Genomic DNA, 19,678 nt, shown 5'->3' with positions numbered 1-19,678 from the left:
GAAAACCCGTTAGATACCAGATGGGGTAGCCAGTGATCCTGAAAACCTTCGGCTGGTCGTTCGCCATCACGGCGCTCGGCCTTGCCTTCGCGGCCTGGCAGTGGGGGTGGGAGGCGTTCGGGATCGTACTGATCCTGTCGATCCTTGAGATCTCCCTGTCGTTCGACAACGCCGTTGTCAATGCAGGGATCTTGAAGAAGATGAATGCCTTCTGGCAGAAGATCTTCCTCACGATCGGCATCTTGATCGCCGTGTTCGGTATGCGGCTGGTGTTCCCTGTCGCCATTGTGGCGATCAGTGCCAAGGTCGGCCCCATCGAGGCCGTACAGCTGGCGCTGGACAATCCGGAGAAGTACGAGTCGCTCGTCACCGACGCGCACCCGGCGATCGCCGCCTTCGGCGGTATGTTCCTTTTGATGATCTTCCTGGACTTCATCCTCGAAGAGCGTGACATCAAGTGGCTCAGCTGGCTGGAGCGTCCGCTGGCGAAGCTCGGCAAGGTCGACATGCTGTCGGTCTGCGTCGCTTTGATCATTCTGCTCATCACCGCGATGACGTTCGCGACGCACGCGCACACCAGCACCGGGTACGCGGATAAATCGGCGACCGTCCTGCTCTCCGGTGTCGCGGGTCTGGTCACTTATCTCGCTGTCAACGGGCTCTCCAGCTTCTTCGAGAACAAACTCGAAGAAGAGGAGGAACGCGAACACGAGGAGGAGGAGAGGGCCAAGGCCGAAGGGAAGCAGGTCTCGGCGGTCGGTCTCGCCGGCAAGGCCGCGTTCTTCCTCTTCCTCTACCTCGAAGTCCTCGACGCCTCCTTCTCGTTCGACGGCGTCATCGGCGCCTTCGCCATCACGAACCACATCTTCTGGATGGCGCTCGGCCTCGGTATCGGCGCGATGTACGTCAGGTCGCTCACCGTCTACCTCGTCCGCCAGGGCACGCTCGACGACTACGTCTACCTGGAGCACGGCGCCCACTACGCGATCGGCGCGCTCGCCGCGATCCTGCTCATCACCATCGAGCACGAGATCAGCGAGATCATCACCGGCCTCGTCGGTGTGATCCTGATCGCCGCCTCGTTCTGGTCATCGGTGGTCCGCAACAAGCGAGTCGCGGCCGAAGGTGACGAGGATTCGGAGGACAAGAAAACAGTCACTGTCTGAGCCCCCTCCGGGGTGTGACCAGGAGGGGATAGCGGGAACGCTCTGAGCGGGGCGGCCTGAGGCGGAAGCCTTCCGGCCGTCCCGCTGTTCATGTTCTGTACGGCAACGGATGGTGGGGGTGGGGTGGGGATGGCCTTCTGGGACAATCTATGGCGAGGCAAGGCATCGCAATTCGATTCGGGCAGCGCCTCGACGAACTCGATCGAGCTGACCAAGCGCAATCCGTCGGTCTCGCTCACCAAGCAGGGCGCGGCCACGGGGAATCTACGGGTCAACCTGTCGTGGCGGATGCGTACTTCGGACATCGAGGGACGGTCGAGGCAGGGGAGCGGGCTGCTGCGGCACCCCTTCAAGCTCTTCAAGCCCGATGTGGTGCAGGCGCACACCCTGGGCGTGGTGAACGTCGACCTCGACATCGGCTGCATGTACGAACTGGCCGACGGCACCAAGGGAGTTGTGCAGCCGCTGGGCGGGTTCTTCGGCAGCCTGAACGAGGCGCCGTACATCAAGCTCAGCGGTGACGACCGCTTCGGCGCCCCCTCCGGCGAGACGATATTCATCAACCTCGACCACCGGGAGGAGATCAAGCGGCTGCTCGTCTTCGTCTACATCTACGACCGCACCCCGGCCTTCGACCGGACACACGCCAACGTCACGCTCTACCCGAGCAACGGCCCGCGCGTCGAGATCGAACTGGACGAGCGGGCCCCGCAGGCCCGGTCCTGCGCGGTCTTCTCGATGGAGACCGTCAAGGGTGAGCTGGTGGTGCGGCGCGAGGTGAAATTCGTGTACGGCTTCCAGGCGGAGCTTGACCGGCTGTACGGCTGGGGCCTGCAGTGGGGACGGGGCTACAAGACGAAGACCTGAGCCGCCGGACAGGATCTACGGCTGGGGCCTCACGAACTGCGGCCCCATCGGCGGCAGCCGGAAGTTGGGGTCGGGCGCGGGAGCCGCCGCCGCGGCCGGCTGCGGATAGCCGTACGCGGGAGCCCCCTGCGGCAACGGCGGCGCCTGCGGCGGCTGGGGTCCCGGGGCCGGCGCGTGCGGATAGCCGTAACCGGGCTGTGCCGCCGCCGGCTGCGGATACCCGTAGGCCGGCCGGCCCGACGCGGGCTGCGGATACCCGTAGCCGGGCTGCCCCTGCGGCTGCACTGGGAACCGCGGCTGCCGCGCCGGCGGCACGGGCGGTGCCTGCGGGCCCGCGTGCGCGGCGGCGTGGTGATTGGGCGGGCCGGGAAGCTGGGCGGTCGCCCCTTCCGGGCCAGGCGCCGCCCGGCCCGCCCCGTCGGCCCCTTCCGTCTCGTCGACCGAGATCCCGAAGGCCGTGGCCAGCCCGATCAGGCCGGTCGGATACCCCTGGCCCACGGCCCGGAACTTCCACCGGTTCCCGCGCCGGTACAGCTCGCCGCAGATGATCGCGGTCTCCTCGCCCGTCTCCGGGCGCACATCGAAGACGGCCAGCGGGTCGCCGTCGGCCTGACCCGCGTCGTACAGCAGAACCTGCAGGTCGCGCACGTGCTGGAAGCTCGCTCCGTCGGACGACGCCGCGAGCACCACTTGGTCTACGCTCGGATCGAGGGCCGCCAGATCGGCCTCGACGGTGTCGGTGAGGCCCTCGGGCACCTGCTTCTTGGGCAGCCGCCGCACCAGGCCCGACGGGTGACGGGGCTGGTTGTAGAAGACGAAGTCCTCGTCGGAGCGCACTCGACCCTCGGGGCCCAGCAGGAGCGCGGACGCGTCCACGTCGGGAATCCCCGCCCCCGGGCTCCAGCGCAGCACGGCCCTCACGGCCATGGCGTCGAGGGGAACGTTCGAGCCCTTCACCATCGCGTGCGTCATGCCCGTCATCCTGCCTCCCCGCAGGCCGCGCGGACAACGTGGGGGCATGGTGGAAAGGAGCGAGGCGGGTACAGGACAGGGGCGAGAAGTGGACGAGTTACCTGAAATTCATGCACGGGAGGAACTCATGACTACCGTCCGTACGTACTATTACCGGCCACATGTCAACGCGACCACCGTGGCAGTACGGGGGAAGTAAATGCGTCACTTCGGGCATATTCCGCCCACTGCTCGGCAAGCGTTGTTCCACCGGGAGCCCGGCGAGTTCTCCTCGGCGTCCCCGGCTCAGATGCTGTCGACAGCCCTCGGAGCCACCCTGTACAGCCCCGCGACCAGGCGACAGCTGGCCGACGACGTGGTCAAACTGGCGGGGCGGGGGGTCGTGTCCATGGTGCTGTGCCTGGAGGATTCCATCGACGACTCCGAGGTCGAGTGGGCCGAGGAGAACCTGGTCAGGCAGCTCGCCGACCTCGACGGGCGCGGTACGGAGCTGCCGCTTCTCTTTGTCCGGGTCCGTGAACCGGACCAGATTCCCGACCTCGTACGCCGGCTCGGCCCGGCCGCTCAGATCCTGTCCGGATTCGTACTGCCGAAGTTCACGGATGAGCGGGGGGTGCCCTTCCTTGAGGCGCTGATTTCAGCCGAACATGAGAGCGGGCTCCGGTTCTTCGCCATGCCCGTGCTGGAGTCGCCCGAGCTGCTGCATCTGGAGACGCGGACCGACACGCTCACCGGTATCGCCCACACGGTCGACAAATACCGGGACCGGGTACTGGCGCTGCGGCTCGGCGTCACGGACTTCTGCTCCGCGTACGGGCTCCGCCGCTCGCCCGATATGACGGCGTACGACGTACGCATCATCTCCGCCGTCATCGCCGACGTGGTGAACGTCTTCGGCCGCTCCGACGGCACCGGCTTCACGATCACCGGCCCGGTCTGGGAGTACTTCCGGCTCCATGAGCGGATGTTCAAGCCGCAGCTGCGCCAGAGCCCCTTCCTCGCGGGACGGGCCGAGGAACTGCGTACCGCGCTGATCGAGCACGACCTCGACGGACTGCTGCGCGAGATCCAGCTCGACCAGGCCAACGGTCTGCTGGGCAAGACCTGCATCCATCCCTCGCACGTCATGCCGGTGCACGCGCTGTCGGTGGTCAGTCACGAGGAGTTCAGCGACGCCCAGGACATCCTGCGGCCGGAACGGGGCGGCGGAGGCGTGCTGCGCTCCTCGTACACGAACAAGATGAATGAGGTGAAGCCCCACCGCGCGTGGGCAGAACGCACCATGCGGCGCGCCGAGGTCTTCGGCGTGGCCAAGGAGGACATCGGTTTCGTGGAACTGCTGGCCGCCGGGCTGGTGGCGTGAGCGTGCCGGACACGGTGCCCCGCGACCACGGGTCGGATGAGACCAAGACCAAGACCGAGAACGCAGAGGAGAACGGCAACGTGACGTGGTCGGGGTCGTGGGTCGCCGAACGGCTGGGCGTACAGCTCGTCGGCGGGGACGAACTGCGCGAGCTGCTGGGCCTTGCCCTGCGGCGCAACCCCAAGCGCGCCCACCTCCTCGTCTCGAACGTCCTCGGCAAACACGTCCCCCAGCGGCCCTCCGTCGTCCACGGCGCCGGTGTCGCCCTCGGCGAACGCGTAAGGGACCTGCTGGGCGACGCCGTCGAGCGGACCGTGATCCTCGGCTACGCGGAGACCGCCACCGGCCTCGGCCACTCGGTGGCCGACGGTGTGGCGGACGCCCCGTATCTGCACTCCACCCGCCGCCCGGTGCCGGGCGTGGCGTCCGCGGGCGGCTTCGAGGAGTCCCACTCGCACGCCACCTCGCATCTCCTGCTGCCGGAGCGGCCCGATCTGCTGGCGGGCGACGGCCCGCTGGTCCTCGTGGACGACGAGTTCTCCACGGGGAACACCGTTCTCAACACGATTCGGGCTCTGCACGCCCGCTACCCGCGCCGGTGGTACGTGATCGTTGCCCTCGTCGACATGCGCTCCGACGCCGACCAGGGCCGCCTCGCGGAGTTCGCCCAGGAGATCGGGGCCCGGGTCGACCTGGTGGCGATGGCCTCGGGCACGGTGATCCTCCCGGAGGGCGTACTGGCACGGGGCCAGGAACTGGTCGCGGAGCACGACTCCGCTCCGGGTGAGGCCGCCGGGGTCCCCGCCCCCACGGCGGGCGGCGACATCGTCCGCGTACCGCTCGGCTGGCCGGCGGGGCTGCCCGACGGCGGGCGGCACGGCTTCACGCCCGCCCACCGGGCCCGCCTGGAGGCCGCCGTGCCCGGCATGGCCGCCGAGCTCGCCCGTCACCTCGGCGACGCCCGTCGCGTGCTCGTCCTCGGCTTCGAGGAGCTGATGTACGCGCCCCTGCGCTTCGCACTGGAGCTGGAGCGGTCCGTCCCCGGCATCGAGGTCCGCTACTCGACCACGACCCGCTCGCCCGTTCTCGCCGTGGACGACCCCGGCTACGCGATACGCAGCCGCCTCGTCTTCCCGGCGCACGACACAGCGGCCTTCCCGGCCGGAGAGGCGGCCGGCGGCGGCGACCGGTACGCGTACAACGTGGCCGGTGGCGGTTTCGACGCCGTCGTCGCGGTCGTCGACTCGCCGGCTGACTCCCCGGAGCTGCGTGCCCCCGGCGGCCTGCTCGCCCGGCTCGCCGCCCACGTTCCGCGGGTCCTGCTCGCCGTCGTTCCCTCGTACCTCCCCGCTCTCCCGCACGTGCCCGCCTTCCCGCACGTCCCCGACCGGCAGGAATCGCCCATGCTGCCCGACCCCCTGCGTGGCCCCGCCTTCTCCTCGTACGCCGCCGAGGACGTCGGCTGGCTCCTCCAGGACCTCTCCGACGTGGAACTGGAAGCCCCGACGGAGGAGCGCGAAGAGGCGATCCAGAGCGGCGGCGCCCACTACGCGGAGTCACTGCCGGTGGAGTACCAGCCGAGCCCCGAGTACCAGGAACTCTTCCGCTCCGCACTCGGCGCCTCCGCCGCCCGAATAGCCCGCGCCGTCGGCACCGTCACCGAGACCGTGCTGGCCGAGCACCCGCAGCGCTACGCCGACCCCGCCTCGCCGGAAGCCACCCACGCCCTGCCCGTCCTGGTCTCCCTCGCCCGCGCCGGCACACCCGTGGGTGTTCTGATGCGCCGCTGGGCCCAGCACCGGCACGGCCTGGATCTGCCGCACTACGCCATCTCCATCGTGCGCGGCCGCGGCATCGACACGAACGCCATCCGCTGGCTCGCGGCCCACCACAACCCGGCCGACATCGTCTTCGTCGACGGCTGGACCGGAAAGGGCGCCATCACCCGCGAACTGGCGGACGCGCTGGCCGAGTTCGGCGACTTCCACCCCGAGATCGCGGTACTCGCCGACCCCGGCGGCTGCGTACGGACCTACGGCACCCGCGAGGACTTCCTCATCCCCTCCGCCTGCCTCAACTCCACCGTCTCCGGCCTCATCTCCCGCACCGTCCTGCGTGCCGACCTCGTCGGCCCGCACGACTTCCACGGCGCGAAGCACTACCGCGAACTCGCGGGCGCCGATGTGTCCGGCTTCTTCCTGGACACCGTCGCCGCCCGCTTCGACGACGTCGCGGACGCGGTGGACACCGAGGCCAAGGAGCTCCTCGCCACGGACCGCGCACCCACCTGGGAAGGCTGGGCCGCTGTCGAGCGGATCAGCGAGGAGTACGGCATCCACGACGTGAACCTCGTCAAACCAGGCGTCGGCGAGACCACCCGCGTCCTGCTGCGCCGCGTCCCCTGGAAGATCCTCGCCAAGCGCGGCGCGGGAGCCGACCTCGATCATGTCCGGCTGCTCGCCGAGCAGCGCGGCGTACCGGTGGAAGAGGTCGACGGACTTCCCTACACCTGCGTCGGGTTGATCCACCCCCGCTACACCCGTGGCGCCACCGGCGCGGACGGTACGGCGGTGGCCACCCCGTGAACGCGCCCGCCCCCGCACCGGCGCTGGTCGCCAGCGACCTCGACCGCACCCTCATCTACTCGGCCGCCGCGCTCCAGCTCCCCATGCCCGACGCCGAGGCCCCCCGCCTGCTCTGCGTCGAGATCTACGAGAGCCGGCCCCTCTCCTACCTGACGGAGACGGCCGCCGGGCTGCTCGAAGACCTCGCCGCCACCTCGGTCTTCGTACCCACCACGACCCGCACCCGCGAGCAGTACTTCCGGATCCATCTGCCGGGCCCCGCCCCCCGGTTCGCGATCTGCGCCAACGGTGGGCATCTGCTCGTCGACGGCGAGTCCGACCCCGGCTGGCAGACCCGGGTGAAGGAGCGCCTCGCCGCGAGCTGCGCCCCGCTGAGGGAAGTCAGGGAGCACCTTCTCGCCGCCGCCGACCCCGCCTGGCTGCTCAAGGAGCGCATCGCCGAGGACCTCTTCGCGTATCTCGTGGTCGACCGCGCGCTGCTGCCCGACGGCTGGGTGAAGGAACTCTCCGAGTGGGCGGACGGCCGCGGCTGGACGGTCTCGCTCCAGGGCCGGAAGATCTACGCCGTACCGCGTCCGCTGACCAAGTCCGCCGCCGTGCGCGAGGTCGCCCGGCGGACCGGCGCCGACCTGACCCTCGCCGCCGGGGACTCCCTCCTCGACGCCGATCTGCTGCTGGCCGCCGACCGCGGCTGGCGCCCCGGCCACGGCGAGCTGGCCGACACCGGCTGGGGCGCCCCGCACGTGGAGACACTGGCCGAGACCGGGGTGGCCGCGGGGGAGGAGATCCTGCGGCGGCTCACTCGCGCCGCCGCTCGTTACGGGACCTGATCACCCGCCTGGTCACGAACGCCGCGAACACCAGCAGAAGGACGCCCAGCACCAGCTTCGAGTACGTCGCGACATGGCCGCTCACCTCTTTCCAGTTCTCCCCGAGCGCGTAGCCGGCCATGATGAACGCGGTGTTCCAGATCGCGCTGCCGAGTGTGGTCAGACCGACGAAGGCGGGCAGCGGCATTCTCTCCACGCCCGCCGGTACGGAGATCAGGCTGCGGAAGACGGGCACCATCCGCCCGAAGAAGACAGCTTTCTTGCCGTGCCGGGCGAACCAGTCCTCGGCCTTCTCTATGTCCTTCGCCTTCACCAGCGGCACCTTGGACGCGAGCGCGATGGTTCTGTCCCGGCCGAGCCACGCCCCCAGCCAGTACAGGACGAGCGCGCCCACGACCGAGCCCGCCGTCGTCCACAGCACCGTCGCCGTCAGATTCAGCTTGCCGGTGCTGGCCGAGAAGCCCGCCAGCGGCAGGATCACCTCGCTGGGCAGGGGAGGGAACACGTTCTCCAGGGCGATCGCTATGCCCGCGCCCGGTGCACCGAGCGTGTCCATCAAGGTGTTGACCCATTGCTCGGGGCTGCTTGTGATCATGACTCCCACACTGGATGCCTGTTCAGACTGGTCAGGCATGCTGATCGAGGCGGCCTCGCCGGGTGGCGGACCGTAGGAACTTATGAGGTTTCCCGCAGTGTGCGCGTCCATGTCCGGCCGTTAGCGTTGCTGATCGTGAACACAGCGGTGCGTCGTAGGGCGCGGCTCACGGTCGGACTAGGCGCCGGCGGCGGTACGGCGGTGCTGGAACTGGTTTTCTCGGTGCTCGCCGGTCTGGCCCTGCTGCTCGTACGGGCGTGGCCGCGTGGGGAACGCGCGGTCATGCGGCCGGTGACGGCCTGCGCACGGAGACTGATCGATCTGGTGCGTCACCGGCTCCGGGCACTGCTCGACGAGCGGGTGTCCGCGAGCTACGAGCCGGCCGGAGCACTGCGCTATCTCGCGACGCGCTGGGCGCTCGGACTGGTCGGTGCCGTCGTGGTGGTGTCCGCTCTGGTCGGCCTCGGCTACGGCACCTTCTTCCTCTACGGCTGGGCGATCATCGACATCGACCATGTGGACTCGCTCGTGCTCTCCTCCTTCGGCGGCCTGTTCCTGATCTTCCTCTGTCTCCAGGGGGCCGTCGGAATCGCTCATCTCGAAGGGCAGTTGGCCAGGCACTATCTCGGGCCCGGCCAGCAGGAGGCGCTGGAGCGGCGTATCGAACAGCTCGCGGTCAGCCGGGCGGGAGTCGTGGACGTGGTGCACGAGGAGCGCCGCCGTATCGAGCGTGACCTGCACGACGGAGTGCAGCAGGGGCTCGTCGCCCTCGGGATACTGCTCGGCCCGCGCCCGGCGCAGCGGCGACCCGGAGCATGTGGACGATCTGCTGCGCCAGGCGCACGAACAGAGCGGACAGGCACTGAACGAGCAACGTGAGGTCGCCTGGCGCGTCTACCCGAAGTTCCTGGACGCGTTGGAGCGGGTGGCGGCGGGGCGGGCGGCCTTCGACCCGGAGGTCGTACGGCAGTTGCTGGCCCGCTCCAACCGTACGGATCCGCTGTCCCGGCTCACCGAGCGTGAGCGGGAGGTGCTCGCGGAGATGGCCCAGGGGCATACGAACACGGCGGTCGTGCGGCGGCTGCACATCTCGGTGAGCGCGGTCGAGAAGCACTGCAACGCGATCTTCGACAAGCTGGAGATCAGGGGGACGGTCGGCTACAGCCGCCGTGTGCTGGCCGTGCTGCGCTATCTCAACTAGGAGGCGGGGCCCGGCGTGTTTCTACGAGCAGCAGCCGCCACCGCAGCAGCCGCCGCCGCCTCCGGCCGAGGGGCCCGGCGCGGCAGCCGGTGAGCCCTTCGCCGAGCCGCCCACGGCGACGGTGGAGAGCAGTTTCACCGTGTCCTGGTGGCCGGCGGGGCAGGTGGCCGACGCCGAGGACTCCGCCATGGGGCGGCTGAGTTCGAACGTGGTGTCGCAGGGGCGGCAGCGGTACTCGTAGCGAGGCATGGGGCCAGGCTATCGGGATGCCCGGTGTCCGCCGTGCCGGTGGGAGGTCACGGCCCGGTGGGCGTGGGCCGCGCGCTTCCCGGCGGCTTCGCGGTTGCGCCACTCGTGCTCCACCTGGGTCGGGTGGCGGGCCCGCCAGTAGGGGTTGTTGTGCGGCAGGCCGCCGCTGACTCTCCCGAACATGCCGAAGAACATGAGCAGCACGCCCACCACAAAGCTGAACAGCACGTTCTGGATGCGGAAGGCGAGGGGGTTGAATCCGGTGTTGATCAGCGCGAGATTCACGAAGCCGCTGAGGATGAACAGCACGCCGAGGATCATGTTCAGCGTCGAGGCGAAATTCTTGCCGATCAGCATGCCGGCGAAGAGCAGGACGCCGACGCAGATGGACAGGATGCTCAGCGCGCTGTTGGTGTTCAGACCGGCGGTGGTGTGGCTGCCGGTGCCGAAGACACCGATCTGATCGACCAGTCCGAGGATGCCGAACACGAGCAGTACCAGACCGATCAGCCCCGCCCCGATCCGGTACACCATGCTCAGGCGGTGGTCGACCGGCAGATGTTCGTCGAGCCTCACCCGCCGCTTCGGTTGCCCTCTGGGCGGGCGGGAAAGGGTCCCTTGACCGGACATGTTCGGCCCCCTTCAGCCATGCGTGCCGGTGTCCTGTCGTGTTTCAAGGATCCGTCCGGCGGGACGAGGGGACAAATCGGGCGACTGGGTGGTGCCGGCCGGGCGGGCGTCAGGCGCCGGCGCCCCGCTCGTCCCGGATCTCCCCGACAACGCGGGCAGCCGTGCTGCGTACCGCCTCCGTCTCCGTCAGGAAGTGCCACCAGTCGGGATGCCGGCCCTCCAGCCCGGCCACGGCCCGGTCCAGCCGCACCACGGCGTCGTCCAGCGGGCGCGCGTGCCGGGGATCGGGCGTGTTGCGGCCCGCCATCGCGAGCCGCTGAGCGTCCCGTACGGCGAACCGCGTCCGGTCGATCTCATGCTGCGGGTCCTTCGAGACGGCGTTGAGCCGCTGCAGACGGTCACCGGCGGCCGACACGGCCTCGTCCGTGGAATTCAGCAGCGCCCGGACCGTGCTGAGCAGGGCCGTCGCATCAGGCCACCGCTGCTCCTCGCGGGCCTTGGCGGCCTCCTTCAGCTTCTCCTCCGCCTGGTGCACGGAGGTCCCGGCCTGCCCGGGCACGGACTGGAGGTCCTGCCAGCAGGCGGCGCTGAAACGGCGCCTCAGCTCGCTCAGAACGGGCTCCACCGTGCCCGCGCGCGTCGTCAGGGCCTGTGCGCGCGTACGCAGCGACACCAGCCGCCGGTCGATCTCCGCCGCGCGCTCGGGCAGCCGCTCGGCCTCGGCCCGTACGGCCTCGGCATCCCGCAGCACCCTGTCGGCGCGCTGAATGGTTTCGGCCACGCCGTGCTGGCCGGCGCCCTGGTTGAGCTTGGTCAGCTCCGGACCGAGTGTGGCGAGCCGCGCCGCCAGGTCGTCGGCCCGCAGACCGGAGCCGCGTACGGCGTCGAGGGCGTTGCTCGCGGCGAGCAGCGTCTGCCGCGCCCGCTCCACGGCGGGTGCCAGCCGCGCGAGCTGCGTCTCCGCCTTGTCGAGCAGGGGACCGAGCCCGCGCTCGAACCGGTCGAGCTCGCCCTTGACCCGTACGAGCTCGTCCTTGGCCCTGGTCAGCTCCGTACGGGCGGTCGAGGCGACGGACGGTTCCAGATCATCCCGGTCCAGGTCGTGGGCGTCGACGGCGTTGATGTAGCCGCTGCTGGCCTCGTCGATCCGCTGCCCCAGCGCCGCGAACTCCTCCGCGACCCGCCGGGCGCCCGGCGAGGTGTCCACCGCGGTGATCGTCTCTATGGAGATGCGCAGGTCACGCTGGGCCGTGTCCAGCTCGTAGAAAGCGGCGGCGGCGGCGTCCTTCGCGGCCTGCGCGCCGGCCCGCTGATTCTCGCCCCGCCCGCCGAACCAGCGCCGCGTCCCCCCGCCGGCGAAGGCTCCCGGCAGGGCCGCGACCAGCAACGGCATCGGCAGCAGCATCAGGGTGAGGACATCACGGACGCCACCCGCCCTCGCTCGTGCGTGCGGCTGCGCCTGTGTCGTCGCCGTCACATCCCTCTCCCGTGCCGATTACGCGCCCTGCCCAGTTCATTCTCCCACCAGGAAGGGACGAACACACGGGTCGGTTAGTTCGCGCTTCGGACTGTGACTTTGCCGTTGTCGCTCTCGGCCTTCACCCTGTGTGCGCTGTCGTCGTCCGTCGGCACGTCCACGTCGACGCGCCCGTTGTCGCTCTTCGCGGTCACGGCGTACGCGGTGTCGGACTCCGGCAGGTCGATGGTGACGGACCCGTTGTCACTGGCGGTGTCCACCGTGTCCGGTACGGAGGTGAGCTCCAGCCGCACCGCCCCGTTGTCCGACCTGGCGCGCACCGACCTGGACGAGACCCCCTCGGCCGTCACCCTGCCGTTGTCGCTGGACAGGTCCAGCCTGCCGCTGGAGTTCCGCACCTCGACCGAGCCGTTGTCGGAACGGAGGTTGAGCTCGGTGTCGAACCCGTCGGCGCGAACCCCGCCGTTGTCGTTCCGCACCTGCACGGCCATACCGCGCGGCACCTTCACCGTGTGCCGCGACTCGCAGTTGTTCACCACGGCCCGGCACTTCAGCTTGAGCGTGAGGGTCCCGTCCTCCAGCTTCCACACGGGGTCGGGCCCCGATCCGAGAAACACCCAGCCGTCGACCTGCCGGGTCACCTCGATGTCCTTCACATCGGCGGGCACCAGATCGAGCGAGGAGTTGTCCGCGGAGATGGTCAGCGTCTTCCCGCTGTAGGCGAACGACCGCTTCTCAACAGGCGCCTCACCGGCATCGGCGCTCCCGCACCCACTGACGACAACCGCGGCGAGCACGGCGCCCCCGGTGACACCGAGCGTGCGACGACGGCGGGCAGGGCGGGTGTCGGACGTACGAGCTGTGTCCACGGTGATTGGTCCCCCAAGACGTTCCTGCGAATGTGCCTCCACGGTACGAATCCCCCCGCCCCCGAACGATCCGGTCGGCCACCGTCTCGTTGGTGGGGGTATCCCCCCGCCCCACCCCCCGGCCTGCGAAGCAGTTGGGAGCGGGGGCCCTGCGCCATGTACGCTGTTGCCTCATCCAGGGTGCGTAGCTCAGGGGTAGAGCGCTGCTCTTACAAAGCAGATGTCGGCGGTTCGAAACCGTCCGCGCCCACCAGCACGAAGGCCCCCGACCGATCATGGTCGGGGGCCTTCGGAGTCCACATGGCATCAACAGCTGACATCAACGGGTGTGGTCGTCCGCGGCCGGGACACGCCGACTTTCAGTCGGCCGAGCCGTCCCCACGGCCAACACCCCCTCCGGACGCACCTCCAGAGGCTGATCTCCCGAAGGTTCAACAGCTCCAGGGGGTTGGTCGCTCCGGCGGCCGGGGCGGCGGGGGAACCCTTCGATCGGATGTGCGGCGCGGTGGGGCCGGTCCAGTGCGCGGCGGTGAGTCTGGCCGCGTCGTCGTCCCGTCACCCCCGTTGGCCTTGTCGGCGGGTGGGTTGCCGATGGCAGGATGAGGTGGGAATAGGTCGAGTTAGGCGTTGTGTGGAGTTGATTCCGCTGGGAGTGCCACGTGTGCGGACAGACGTCGGGCCGGTCGTTGGTCATGCCGTTCCCGGTGGTGGGGGCGAGGGGCGTGGTCGGGGGCGTGGGGGCCTCGCTGTTGTGTGTGTGGGGTTTGTCGTTCTTGTCGGGGTGCTCGTGCCGTTCGGGCTGCCTCTGGGGTGGGACGAGATCGTCTATGCCAGCAGGTTCGGTCCTTACGGGCCCGGCGTTGCGTTCAGCGCGCCCCGTACGCGCGGAGTGCCGGTGCTGCTCGCGCCCGTCGCCTCGTGGACCGATCCGGTCGTCCTTCTGCGGTTCTGGATGACCGGGCTCGCGGGCGGCGCGCTCTATCTCGGCTTTCGGCCGTGGGTGGAGGTGCTGCGGCGGCCCGTGGGGGCGGCCCTGGGCGCGGGGATGTACGGGAGTCTGTGGTTCGCGCTCTTCTACGCCAACTCCGCCATGCCCAACCACTACACCGCGATGGGCGCCCTCGCCGCGACCGGATGTGTTCTGCGGCGGGACCCCGGCCGTGGCGCGTACGCCGGGATCGTCGGCGGGCTGGGCGTCGTCACGCTGATGCGGCCCAACGACGGCGCCGCCGTGGCCCTTCCGCTGTTCGCCGCCGTGCTGCTGGTGCCCGCGTGGCGGGGCCGGGGGCGGCTGCTGGCCGTGGCGGCCGGTGTCGCGGTCGGGGCACTGCCGTGGGTGGTCGAGGCGTGGCTGCGGTTCGGTGGAGTGGCGCGGCGGCTCGCCGAGGCCAGTGACACCCAGGGCGGTATGCGCCCCGTCCTCTCGGTGGAGGCTCATCTCACCGCCCTGGACGGCCCGTTGCTCTGCCGGCCCTGCACCGACGACACCATGGCCCCCGGCGCCGCCGCGTGGTGGCTGCTGCTCCCGCTGCTGGTCGCCCTCGGGCTGTGGACCACACACCGCGCCGGACGCCCGACCGCGCCGCTCTGGCTCGCGGTCGCCGTCGGGGCGTGCGCCTCGCTGCCGTACCTCTTCCTCGTCCCGTACGCGGCGCCCCGTTTCCTCCTGCCCGGGTACGCCCTCCTGGTGCTGCCCGCCGCCGTCGGCCTGCTGGCCCTGGCCGACCGGGCGGGCCGCTCGCGTCCGGTCGCGGTCGCGCTCGCCGTCGTAGTGCTGGGGCACACCGTCGTACAGATCATGCACGTACGTACGCACGTGAGCGTCCAGGAACGGGCGCGGGCCGACTGGCAGCGGATCGGTGCCGTCCTGCGCGAGGGCGGCGTACGGCCGCCGTGCCTGATCAAGGGGAACAGCCTGGCGATCCCCGTCGCGTACACGGCGGGCTGCGCGTCGGCCGCCATGGGCGACCCGGCCCCCGCCACGGCGGTGATCCTGCGGCGCGCGGACCCGCCGCACTGGGCACGGGAGTGGCTGCGCCGGCCGGTGCCCGGGACGTACAACCCGGGCTGGTCCGTCGCCGTACGCCCCCGGCGCGGCTCCTACACTCGGGCGTATGCGGTGGAACGAGATCGGTGAGGTCGACTGTTCGGTCGCGCGCGCTCTGTCGGTGGTGGGGGACCGGTGGACGCTGCTCGTGCTGCGCGACGCGTTCGTCGGCGTACGGCGGTTCGAGGACTTCCGGGCCAACACGGGTGCCTCGCGGCCCCTGTTGACCGAGCGGCTCGCCACGCTCGTCGAGCACGGGGTGCTGCGGCGGGTGCGGTACCAGGAGCGGCCCGAGCGGTACGAGTACCGGCTCACCGAGAAGGGCGTCGGCCTCTACCCCGTGATCGTCTCGCTGCTCGCCTGGGGCGACCGGTGGATGACCGGTGACGACGGTCCGCCCGTACGCCTCCACCACGAGACCTGCGGGCACACGATGACGCCCGAACTCGCCTGCCCCGGCTGCGGCGGGACGATCGACCCCCGGGACGTACGGCCGACGCTCAGGGACACCCCCTAGGCGGCGGGGCCCGCCTCGGGCCGGAGGATCATGCATGTCGTCGTCGCGTGGGCGATCAGCTTGCCGCGCTCGTCCGTGACCCTGCCCTCCGCCGTCGCCGTACGCCGGCCCACGTGGATCGTCGTGCCGACCGCCGTGAGGCGTCCCGCGTCCACGCCGACCGTACGGATGTAGTTCACCTTCAGCTCCAGCGTGGTGAAACCGACGCCCGCCGGGAGCGTCGTGTGCACGGCGCAGCCCAGGGCGGAGTCGAGCAGCGTGGCCGCGATGCCGCCGTGGACCGTGCCCAGCGGGTTGGCGAAGTCGGGGTTGGTGCTGAGCGACAGGACGACGCGGCCCTCGTCGAGCTCGTCGAAGGTCATGCCGAGGAGCCGTCCGATGGAGGGGCGGTCGGTGGGCTGCTTCGCCGCCCAGCGGAGCAGTTCGAGGCCGGTCATCGCGGTGTGGTCGACAGTCGTCATGCGGCCGAAGTTATCAGTTCTGATTCTGAACCCACCACGGTCGGTGATCGGTCACACTGGAGGTATGTGCCGCAGTATCAAGACTCTCCGTCCGCCCGTCATTCCCGAAGAGGCCACCGAGGAGGAGATCAGGGCCGCCGCCCTCCAGTACGTGCGCAAGGTCTCCGGATTCCGCGCGCCCGCGGCCCACAACCGTGAGGTGTTCGACCGCGCCGTCGACGAGATCGCCGCCTCGACGATGCGGCTGCTCGACGGCATCGAGGTACGAGGGACACCGGCCCGTAGCTAGGGTCTGTCGTCTGGATCAGGCCGACGCCGGGACCTGCGCCCGCGTGCCGTCGCGCCGGCCCGCCGGGCGCCGCACGATGTACGCGGCCACCGTCCCCGCCACGAACAGCGCCAGCACGGACACCGCGACGCCGAACCAGCCGGAGCCCAGCCACTGGCCGCCGAAGTAGCCGAGGCTCACGCTGTACCCCGTCCACGCCACGGCCGCCAGCGCCGACCAGGGCAGGAACTCCTTCATCTTGCGGTGCGCGGCGCCCGCGCTCAGCGAGACGACCGAGCGGCCCGCCGGTACGAAGCGCGCGATCACGACGAGGATCCCGCCACCGGTGAGGGACGCGCCGAGCCGTTCCTGCGCGGTGGTCAGCCGACGGGAGCGCGCGATCGCGCGGGCCAGCCGGTCCCCGCCGCGCCAGGCGAGTCGGTACATGACGAAGTCGCCGATCACGGAGGCGACGGCCGCGCACACCATCAGTACGAGCAGCGAGGGCACTTCCTGCGGCACGTGCGCCACGTGCGACACCTTGCCGGCCGCGTCGGCGACGGCCGACGAGCCCGCCGCGGCCGTGGCCGTCGTGATCACCAGTACGCCGCTGGGCAGGACGGGCAGGAACACGTCCAGAAGCACGGAGAGCGCCACAACGGCGTAGATCCATGGGCTGCCGGTCAGCGCGCCCAGACTCTCCAGCACTTTTACATTCCCCGTTTCCGTAACGAGGCCGAAATCTCCCGGCCTCGCAAACCCCCTGAACCCCCTGACCGCTGATTCCCCTACGCCTGGGCGAAATGGGAGTAGCTGTCAGCCATACAGCGTACGCCGCTGTGGTGGACCACCTTCCCACGGGGCGGGTGTTGTCCACCTCCTGTTTGTGGGTTGGCCGAGATCGGGAAATGGCCGAATGTGTGTGTCGGGCCGAGTCTGCCGGACGCGAGGGCGCCCGGACCCCGTTGAAACGGGATCCGGGCGCCTGTGTCGCGTGCCGGCCGAGCGGCGGTCCAGCTGGTCCGGTCGTCCGGCTGTCGGGCCGAGCGGCCGTCCGTCAGGCCGGCACCGCCGTCGGCTGGTCCCGGCGCTCCGGCTCGCGTGTGCCGCGCGTGCCGATGAGCCGGTCCAGCGAGAGCGCGCCGGGGCCGACGAAGACGATCAGCAGGAAGGCCCAGCAGAAGATCGCCGAGGCCTCGCCGCCGTTCTCCATGGGAAACAGCCCGTCGGGCTGGTGGACGTTGAAGTACGCGTACGCCATGGAACCGGAGGCCACGAACGCGGCGATCCTGGTTCCCAGGCCGAGGAGGACCAGGCTGCCTCCCACGAGCTGGATGACGGCGGCGTACCAGCCGGGCCAGGTGCCGGCGTCGACGGTGTCCTTGCCGAGGACGCCGAAGAGTGTCGCGGCGCCGTGGCAGGCGAAGAGCAGTCCGATCACCATGCGGAAGAGTCCGAGGGCGTACGGCTGCGCGTGATTGAGACGTGTGGACATGGGGGGTGAAGCTCCTTCGGTTCGGGACGTAACCGACGAGAGCCTTCAGGTTAGGGAGACCTAAGGAATGCTTGCAAGTTCAACATCCGTGTGGCGGACGCTTCTCAGCCCGATGCCCGTTCTCCGTGGCGAACTCCAGTCGTACCGTCTGACCTGCTTCTTCCTGTCACGTTGTCGCGACTGCGACGGAGGTCCCATTAGGTATGGCATGTGCAGACCAATGATCGGTACGGAGGAACCGGGCAGACTGGAGCGAGGTGGGTGAAAGAACTTCGAAGCGGGACGTAAGTACGGCTCCGAAGCCACCCCCGGCGTCACCCTGAGGTCAGCTCCCGTTCGTCCACGGTCACCAGTCGCGCGGGCGCGTTCCGCCCGTCCTGCTCGCTCTCCCGCGCCTGCGCCTGTTCCAGGCTCAGACGCGCCGCGCGTCCCCGCAACGTCAGCGTCATCAGCTGATTACCGAACCAGGGGCCGCCGGTCCTCCCCCATGTGACGGACGGGGCGGCCACCCGGCCGTGCCGGGCGAACGCACGGCCCAGACGCCGGCCGGTCCCGCTCCAGCCGAACCGGAAACCGAGGCGGATGTAGAGCGGGATGGAGTTGTGCACGGGGGAGCAGGTGAGCTGGACGACCCGCGACCGCGGCTGCGACTGCGCCTCGCGCCAGGCCGGTTCGGCGACGTACGCGTGGTGCACGTCGCCCGAGAGTACGCAGACGGTCGCCGGGGCGTCGGCGTCGCTGCCCACCTCGGCGATCAGCCGCGCGAGCTTCTCGAACGATGTCGGGAACGCCGCCCAGTGCTCCAGGTCGGCCATCCGGCGCAGCTTCTCACCGAAGCGCGCCCACCTCTTGCCGCGCTCGCCCCCGGCCAGCGCGGCGTTCCAGCTCTCCGCGTCGTGGATCAGCGGCGGCAGGAGCCAGGGCAGGGAGGTGCCGATGAGGAGATGGTCGCGGGCGCCCGGGTCGGTCAGTGCCTCCTCGCGCAGCCACCGCGCCTCTTCCGTGTCGAGCATCTCCCGGTGCCCCTCCTCCAGGACACGGGCCGCCCTGGAGTCGACCATCAGCAGTCTCGTCCGGCCGAAGTCGCGGCGGTAGCTCCACCGCACACAGGCCGGATCGGCGTCGGCCCGGGCGGCGAACTCCCGCAGCCGGGCGGTGCCGTCCCGCTCGGCCCGTACGTCGGCGTACAGCTTGTCCGAGGCCAGTTCGGCGGGGGAGAGATTGCCGAGGTGCTGATAGACCCAGTACGACATCAGCCCGCTCAGGATGCGCTCGCGCCACCACGGCTCGGTGCGCATCTCCGCCACCCACGACGCGCTGGTGTTCCAGTCGTCTATGACGTCGTGGTCGTCGAAGATCATGCAGCTCGGGACGGTGGAGAGCAGCCAGCGGACCTGGGGGTCGCTCCACGACTCGTTGTAGAGGTGGGTGTACTCCTCGTAGTCGGCGACCTCCGCGCCGGGCGGCGCTTCGAGATCGCGGCGCTCGGCGAGCCAGCGGCGGGTGGCCTTCGACGTCTCGTCGGCGTACACCTGATCGCCGAGCAGGAGCAGGACGTCCGGGCGTACGGCTCCGGGGTCGGCCGTCAGGCTCGCGGCGAGGGTGTGGAGGGCGTCGGGTCCGACGGGGTCGGGCTCACCGACGGGGGCCGAGGCCCAGCGGCAGGAGCCGAAGGAGACGCGCAGTTCGGCCGCGGCGGGCCCTTCGGCGGCCGGGACACGGATCACACTCGGGGGGAACGTGGAGTCCTCGGGCGGCCAGACCCGTACGTCGTCCAGCAGCACCTCGTACGCGGCCTCGGTGCCGGGGGTCAGCCCGGTCACGGGGATCAGGGCGTAGTGGTGCCCGGCGATCAGGAACGTACGCGACGAGCCGTACGCGCCGCCGTCGCAGCGGACCTCCGCCGTGCACGGCCGGTCCGTCTCGACCCAGATCGTGGCTGTGCCGGCCGACTCCCCGTCGACATAGCGCAGCAGTGGTCCCAGGCGCAGCCCGGTCATGGTGCCTCCTCCGTCGCCCCGTACGGTACGGAACGTCGGAGGGGGCGGACCAGGTTCCGGCCTGTGACAGGCAGCACGACCGGTCG

General features: G+C 70.2%; 19 protein-coding genes, 1 tRNA gene and 1 pseudogene. 11 read left to right on the top strand and 10 right to left on the bottom strand.

Annotated elements, in window-relative coordinates:
• Positions 1–32 precede the first annotated feature (32 nt).
• The gene (locus IEY79_RS16080) at positions 33–1,166 is read left to right on the top strand and encodes a DUF475 domain-containing protein (protein ID WP_189108169.1); all 1,134 of its coding nucleotides are present in this window, start codon (positions 33–35) and stop codon (positions 1,164–1,166) included.
• Between the two features lie 129 nt (positions 1,167–1,295).
• Positions 1,296–2,033, top strand: a complete 738-nt coding sequence (locus IEY79_RS16075) for a TerD family protein (RefSeq protein WP_189108168.1) — start codon at positions 1,296–1,298, stop codon at positions 2,031–2,033.
• A gap of 15 nt (positions 2,034–2,048) precedes the next feature.
• Here the strand turns inward: IEY79_RS16075 and IEY79_RS16070 are convergent, their stop codons facing one another.
• Positions 2,049–3,005, bottom strand: coding sequence for a TerD family protein (locus IEY79_RS16070; protein ID WP_189108321.1), 957 nt, complete (start codon positions 3,003–3,005; stop codon positions 2,049–2,051).
• 199 nt (positions 3,006–3,204) lie between these two features.
• On the opposite strand from IEY79_RS16070, the gene IEY79_RS16065 reads away from it, so the two are divergent.
• The 3 genes from IEY79_RS16065 to IEY79_RS16055 all read left to right on the top strand — a co-directional run bounded on the left by IEY79_RS16065 (position 3,205) and on the right by IEY79_RS16055 (position 7,783).
• Complete coding sequence (locus IEY79_RS16065) at positions 3,205–4,368, top strand: HpcH/HpaI aldolase/citrate lyase family protein (RefSeq protein WP_189108167.1); 1,164 nt, start codon at positions 3,205–3,207, stop codon at positions 4,366–4,368.
• A gap of 80 nt (positions 4,369–4,448) precedes the next feature.
• Positions 4,449–6,953 (top strand): phosphoribosyltransferase, encoded by a 2,505-nt coding sequence (locus IEY79_RS16060; protein ID WP_189108320.1) that lies wholly within the window; start codon positions 4,449–4,451, stop codon positions 6,951–6,953.
• Positions 6,950–7,783 (top strand): HAD family hydrolase, encoded by an 834-nt coding sequence (locus IEY79_RS16055; protein WP_189108166.1) that lies wholly within the window; start codon positions 6,950–6,952, stop codon positions 7,781–7,783. Before IEY79_RS16060 ends, IEY79_RS16055 begins: the two co-directional genes overlap by 4 nt.
• Here IEY79_RS16055 and IEY79_RS16050 read toward each other — a convergent pair.
• The gene (locus IEY79_RS16050) at positions 7,752–8,378 is read right to left on the bottom strand and encodes a DedA family protein (protein ID WP_189108165.1); all 627 of its coding nucleotides are present in this window, start codon (positions 8,376–8,378) and stop codon (positions 7,752–7,754) included. The two genes, IEY79_RS16055 and IEY79_RS16050, sit on opposite strands and share 32 nt — an antisense overlap.
• A 135-nt stretch (positions 8,379–8,513) precedes the next feature.
• Between IEY79_RS16050 and IEY79_RS16045 the strand changes: the two genes are divergently transcribed.
• Both IEY79_RS16045 and IEY79_RS37370 read left to right on the top strand, forming a co-directional pair.
• On the top strand, positions 8,514–9,257 hold the full coding sequence (locus IEY79_RS16045) for a histidine kinase (RefSeq protein WP_229700895.1): 744 nt from the start codon (positions 8,514–8,516) through the stop codon (positions 9,255–9,257).
• 22 nt (positions 9,258–9,279) lie between these two features.
• Positions 9,280–9,579: pseudogene (locus IEY79_RS37370) on the top strand (response regulator transcription factor); the annotation flags it as partial.
• Positions 9,580–9,600: 21 nt separating this feature from the next.
• Here IEY79_RS37370 and IEY79_RS16040 read toward each other — a convergent pair.
• The 4 genes from IEY79_RS16040 to IEY79_RS16025 form a co-directional block, all read right to left on the bottom strand.
• Positions 9,601–9,828 (bottom strand): FmdB family zinc ribbon protein, encoded by a 228-nt coding sequence (locus IEY79_RS16040; RefSeq protein WP_189108164.1) that lies wholly within the window; start codon positions 9,826–9,828, stop codon positions 9,601–9,603.
• Positions 9,829–9,837: 9 nt separating this feature from the next.
• Positions 9,838–10,458 (bottom strand): DUF4383 domain-containing protein, encoded by a 621-nt coding sequence (locus IEY79_RS16035; RefSeq protein WP_189108163.1) that lies wholly within the window; start codon positions 10,456–10,458, stop codon positions 9,838–9,840.
• A gap of 109 nt (positions 10,459–10,567) precedes the next feature.
• A complete protein-coding gene (locus IEY79_RS16030) occupies positions 10,568–11,863 on the bottom strand; it encodes a hypothetical protein (protein ID WP_229700913.1) in 1,296 nt (431 codons plus the stop codon).
• A 146-nt stretch (positions 11,864–12,009) separates the two neighbouring features.
• Positions 12,010–12,804 (bottom strand): DUF4097 family beta strand repeat-containing protein, encoded by a 795-nt coding sequence (locus IEY79_RS16025; RefSeq protein WP_189108161.1) that lies wholly within the window; start codon positions 12,802–12,804, stop codon positions 12,010–12,012.
• Positions 12,805–12,982: 178 nt separating this feature from the next.
• On the opposite strand from IEY79_RS16025, the gene IEY79_RS16020 reads away from it, so the two are divergent.
• The 3 genes from IEY79_RS16020 to IEY79_RS16010 all read left to right on the top strand — a co-directional run bounded on the left by IEY79_RS16020 (position 12,983) and on the right by IEY79_RS16010 (position 15,368).
• Positions 12,983–13,057 (top strand) — tRNA-Val (locus IEY79_RS16020).
• 504 nt (positions 13,058–13,561) lie between these two features.
• Positions 13,562–14,941, top strand: coding sequence for a hypothetical protein (locus IEY79_RS16015; RefSeq protein ID WP_229700894.1), 1,380 nt, complete (start codon positions 13,562–13,564; stop codon positions 14,939–14,941).
• Positions 14,919–15,368, top strand: a complete 450-nt coding sequence (locus tag IEY79_RS16010) for a winged helix-turn-helix transcriptional regulator (RefSeq protein WP_189108160.1) — start codon at positions 14,919–14,921, stop codon at positions 15,366–15,368. Before IEY79_RS16015 ends, IEY79_RS16010 begins: the two co-directional genes overlap by 23 nt.
• Here the strand turns inward: IEY79_RS16010 and IEY79_RS16005 are convergent.
• On the bottom strand, positions 15,365–15,829 hold the full coding sequence (locus IEY79_RS16005) for a PaaI family thioesterase (protein ID WP_189108159.1): 465 nt from the start codon (positions 15,827–15,829) through the stop codon (positions 15,365–15,367). The two genes, IEY79_RS16010 and IEY79_RS16005, sit on opposite strands and share 4 nt — an antisense overlap.
• A gap of 64 nt (positions 15,830–15,893) precedes the next feature.
• On the opposite strand from IEY79_RS16005, the gene IEY79_RS16000 reads away from it, so the two are divergent.
• On the top strand, positions 15,894–16,118 hold the full coding sequence (locus IEY79_RS16000; protein WP_189108158.1) for a DUF2277 domain-containing protein: 225 nt from the start codon (positions 15,894–15,896) through the stop codon (positions 16,116–16,118).
• Between the two features lie 15 nt (positions 16,119–16,133).
• On the opposite strand, the gene IEY79_RS15995 is transcribed toward IEY79_RS16000, so the two are convergent.
• The 3 genes from IEY79_RS15995 to IEY79_RS15985 form a co-directional block, all read right to left on the bottom strand.
• On the bottom strand, positions 16,134–16,805 hold the full coding sequence (locus tag IEY79_RS15995) for a DedA family protein (protein WP_189108157.1): 672 nt from the start codon (positions 16,803–16,805) through the stop codon (positions 16,134–16,136).
• Positions 16,806–17,154: 349 nt separating this feature from the next.
• Entirely contained in the window at positions 17,155–17,592 is a 438-nt protein-coding gene (locus tag IEY79_RS15990; RefSeq protein WP_189108156.1) for a DoxX family protein, read from the bottom strand.
• 314 nt (positions 17,593–17,906) lie between these two features.
• Positions 17,907–19,592 carry an alkaline phosphatase D family protein gene (locus tag IEY79_RS15985; RefSeq protein WP_189108155.1) on the bottom strand — a complete coding sequence of 562 codons (1,686 nt, stop codon included), beginning with the start codon at positions 19,590–19,592 and terminating at the stop codon, positions 17,907–17,909.
• Between the last annotated feature and the right edge of the window lie 86 nt (positions 19,593–19,678).

Origin of the sequence: Streptomyces camponoticapitis (genome assembly GCF_014646115.1) — a bacterium.
Lineage (GTDB): Bacteria > Actinomycetota > Actinomycetes > Streptomycetales > Streptomycetaceae > Streptomyces > Streptomyces camponoticapitis.
Note: the sequence above shows the minus strand (reverse complement) of the source record. Positions and strands in the feature narration are given on the sequence as shown.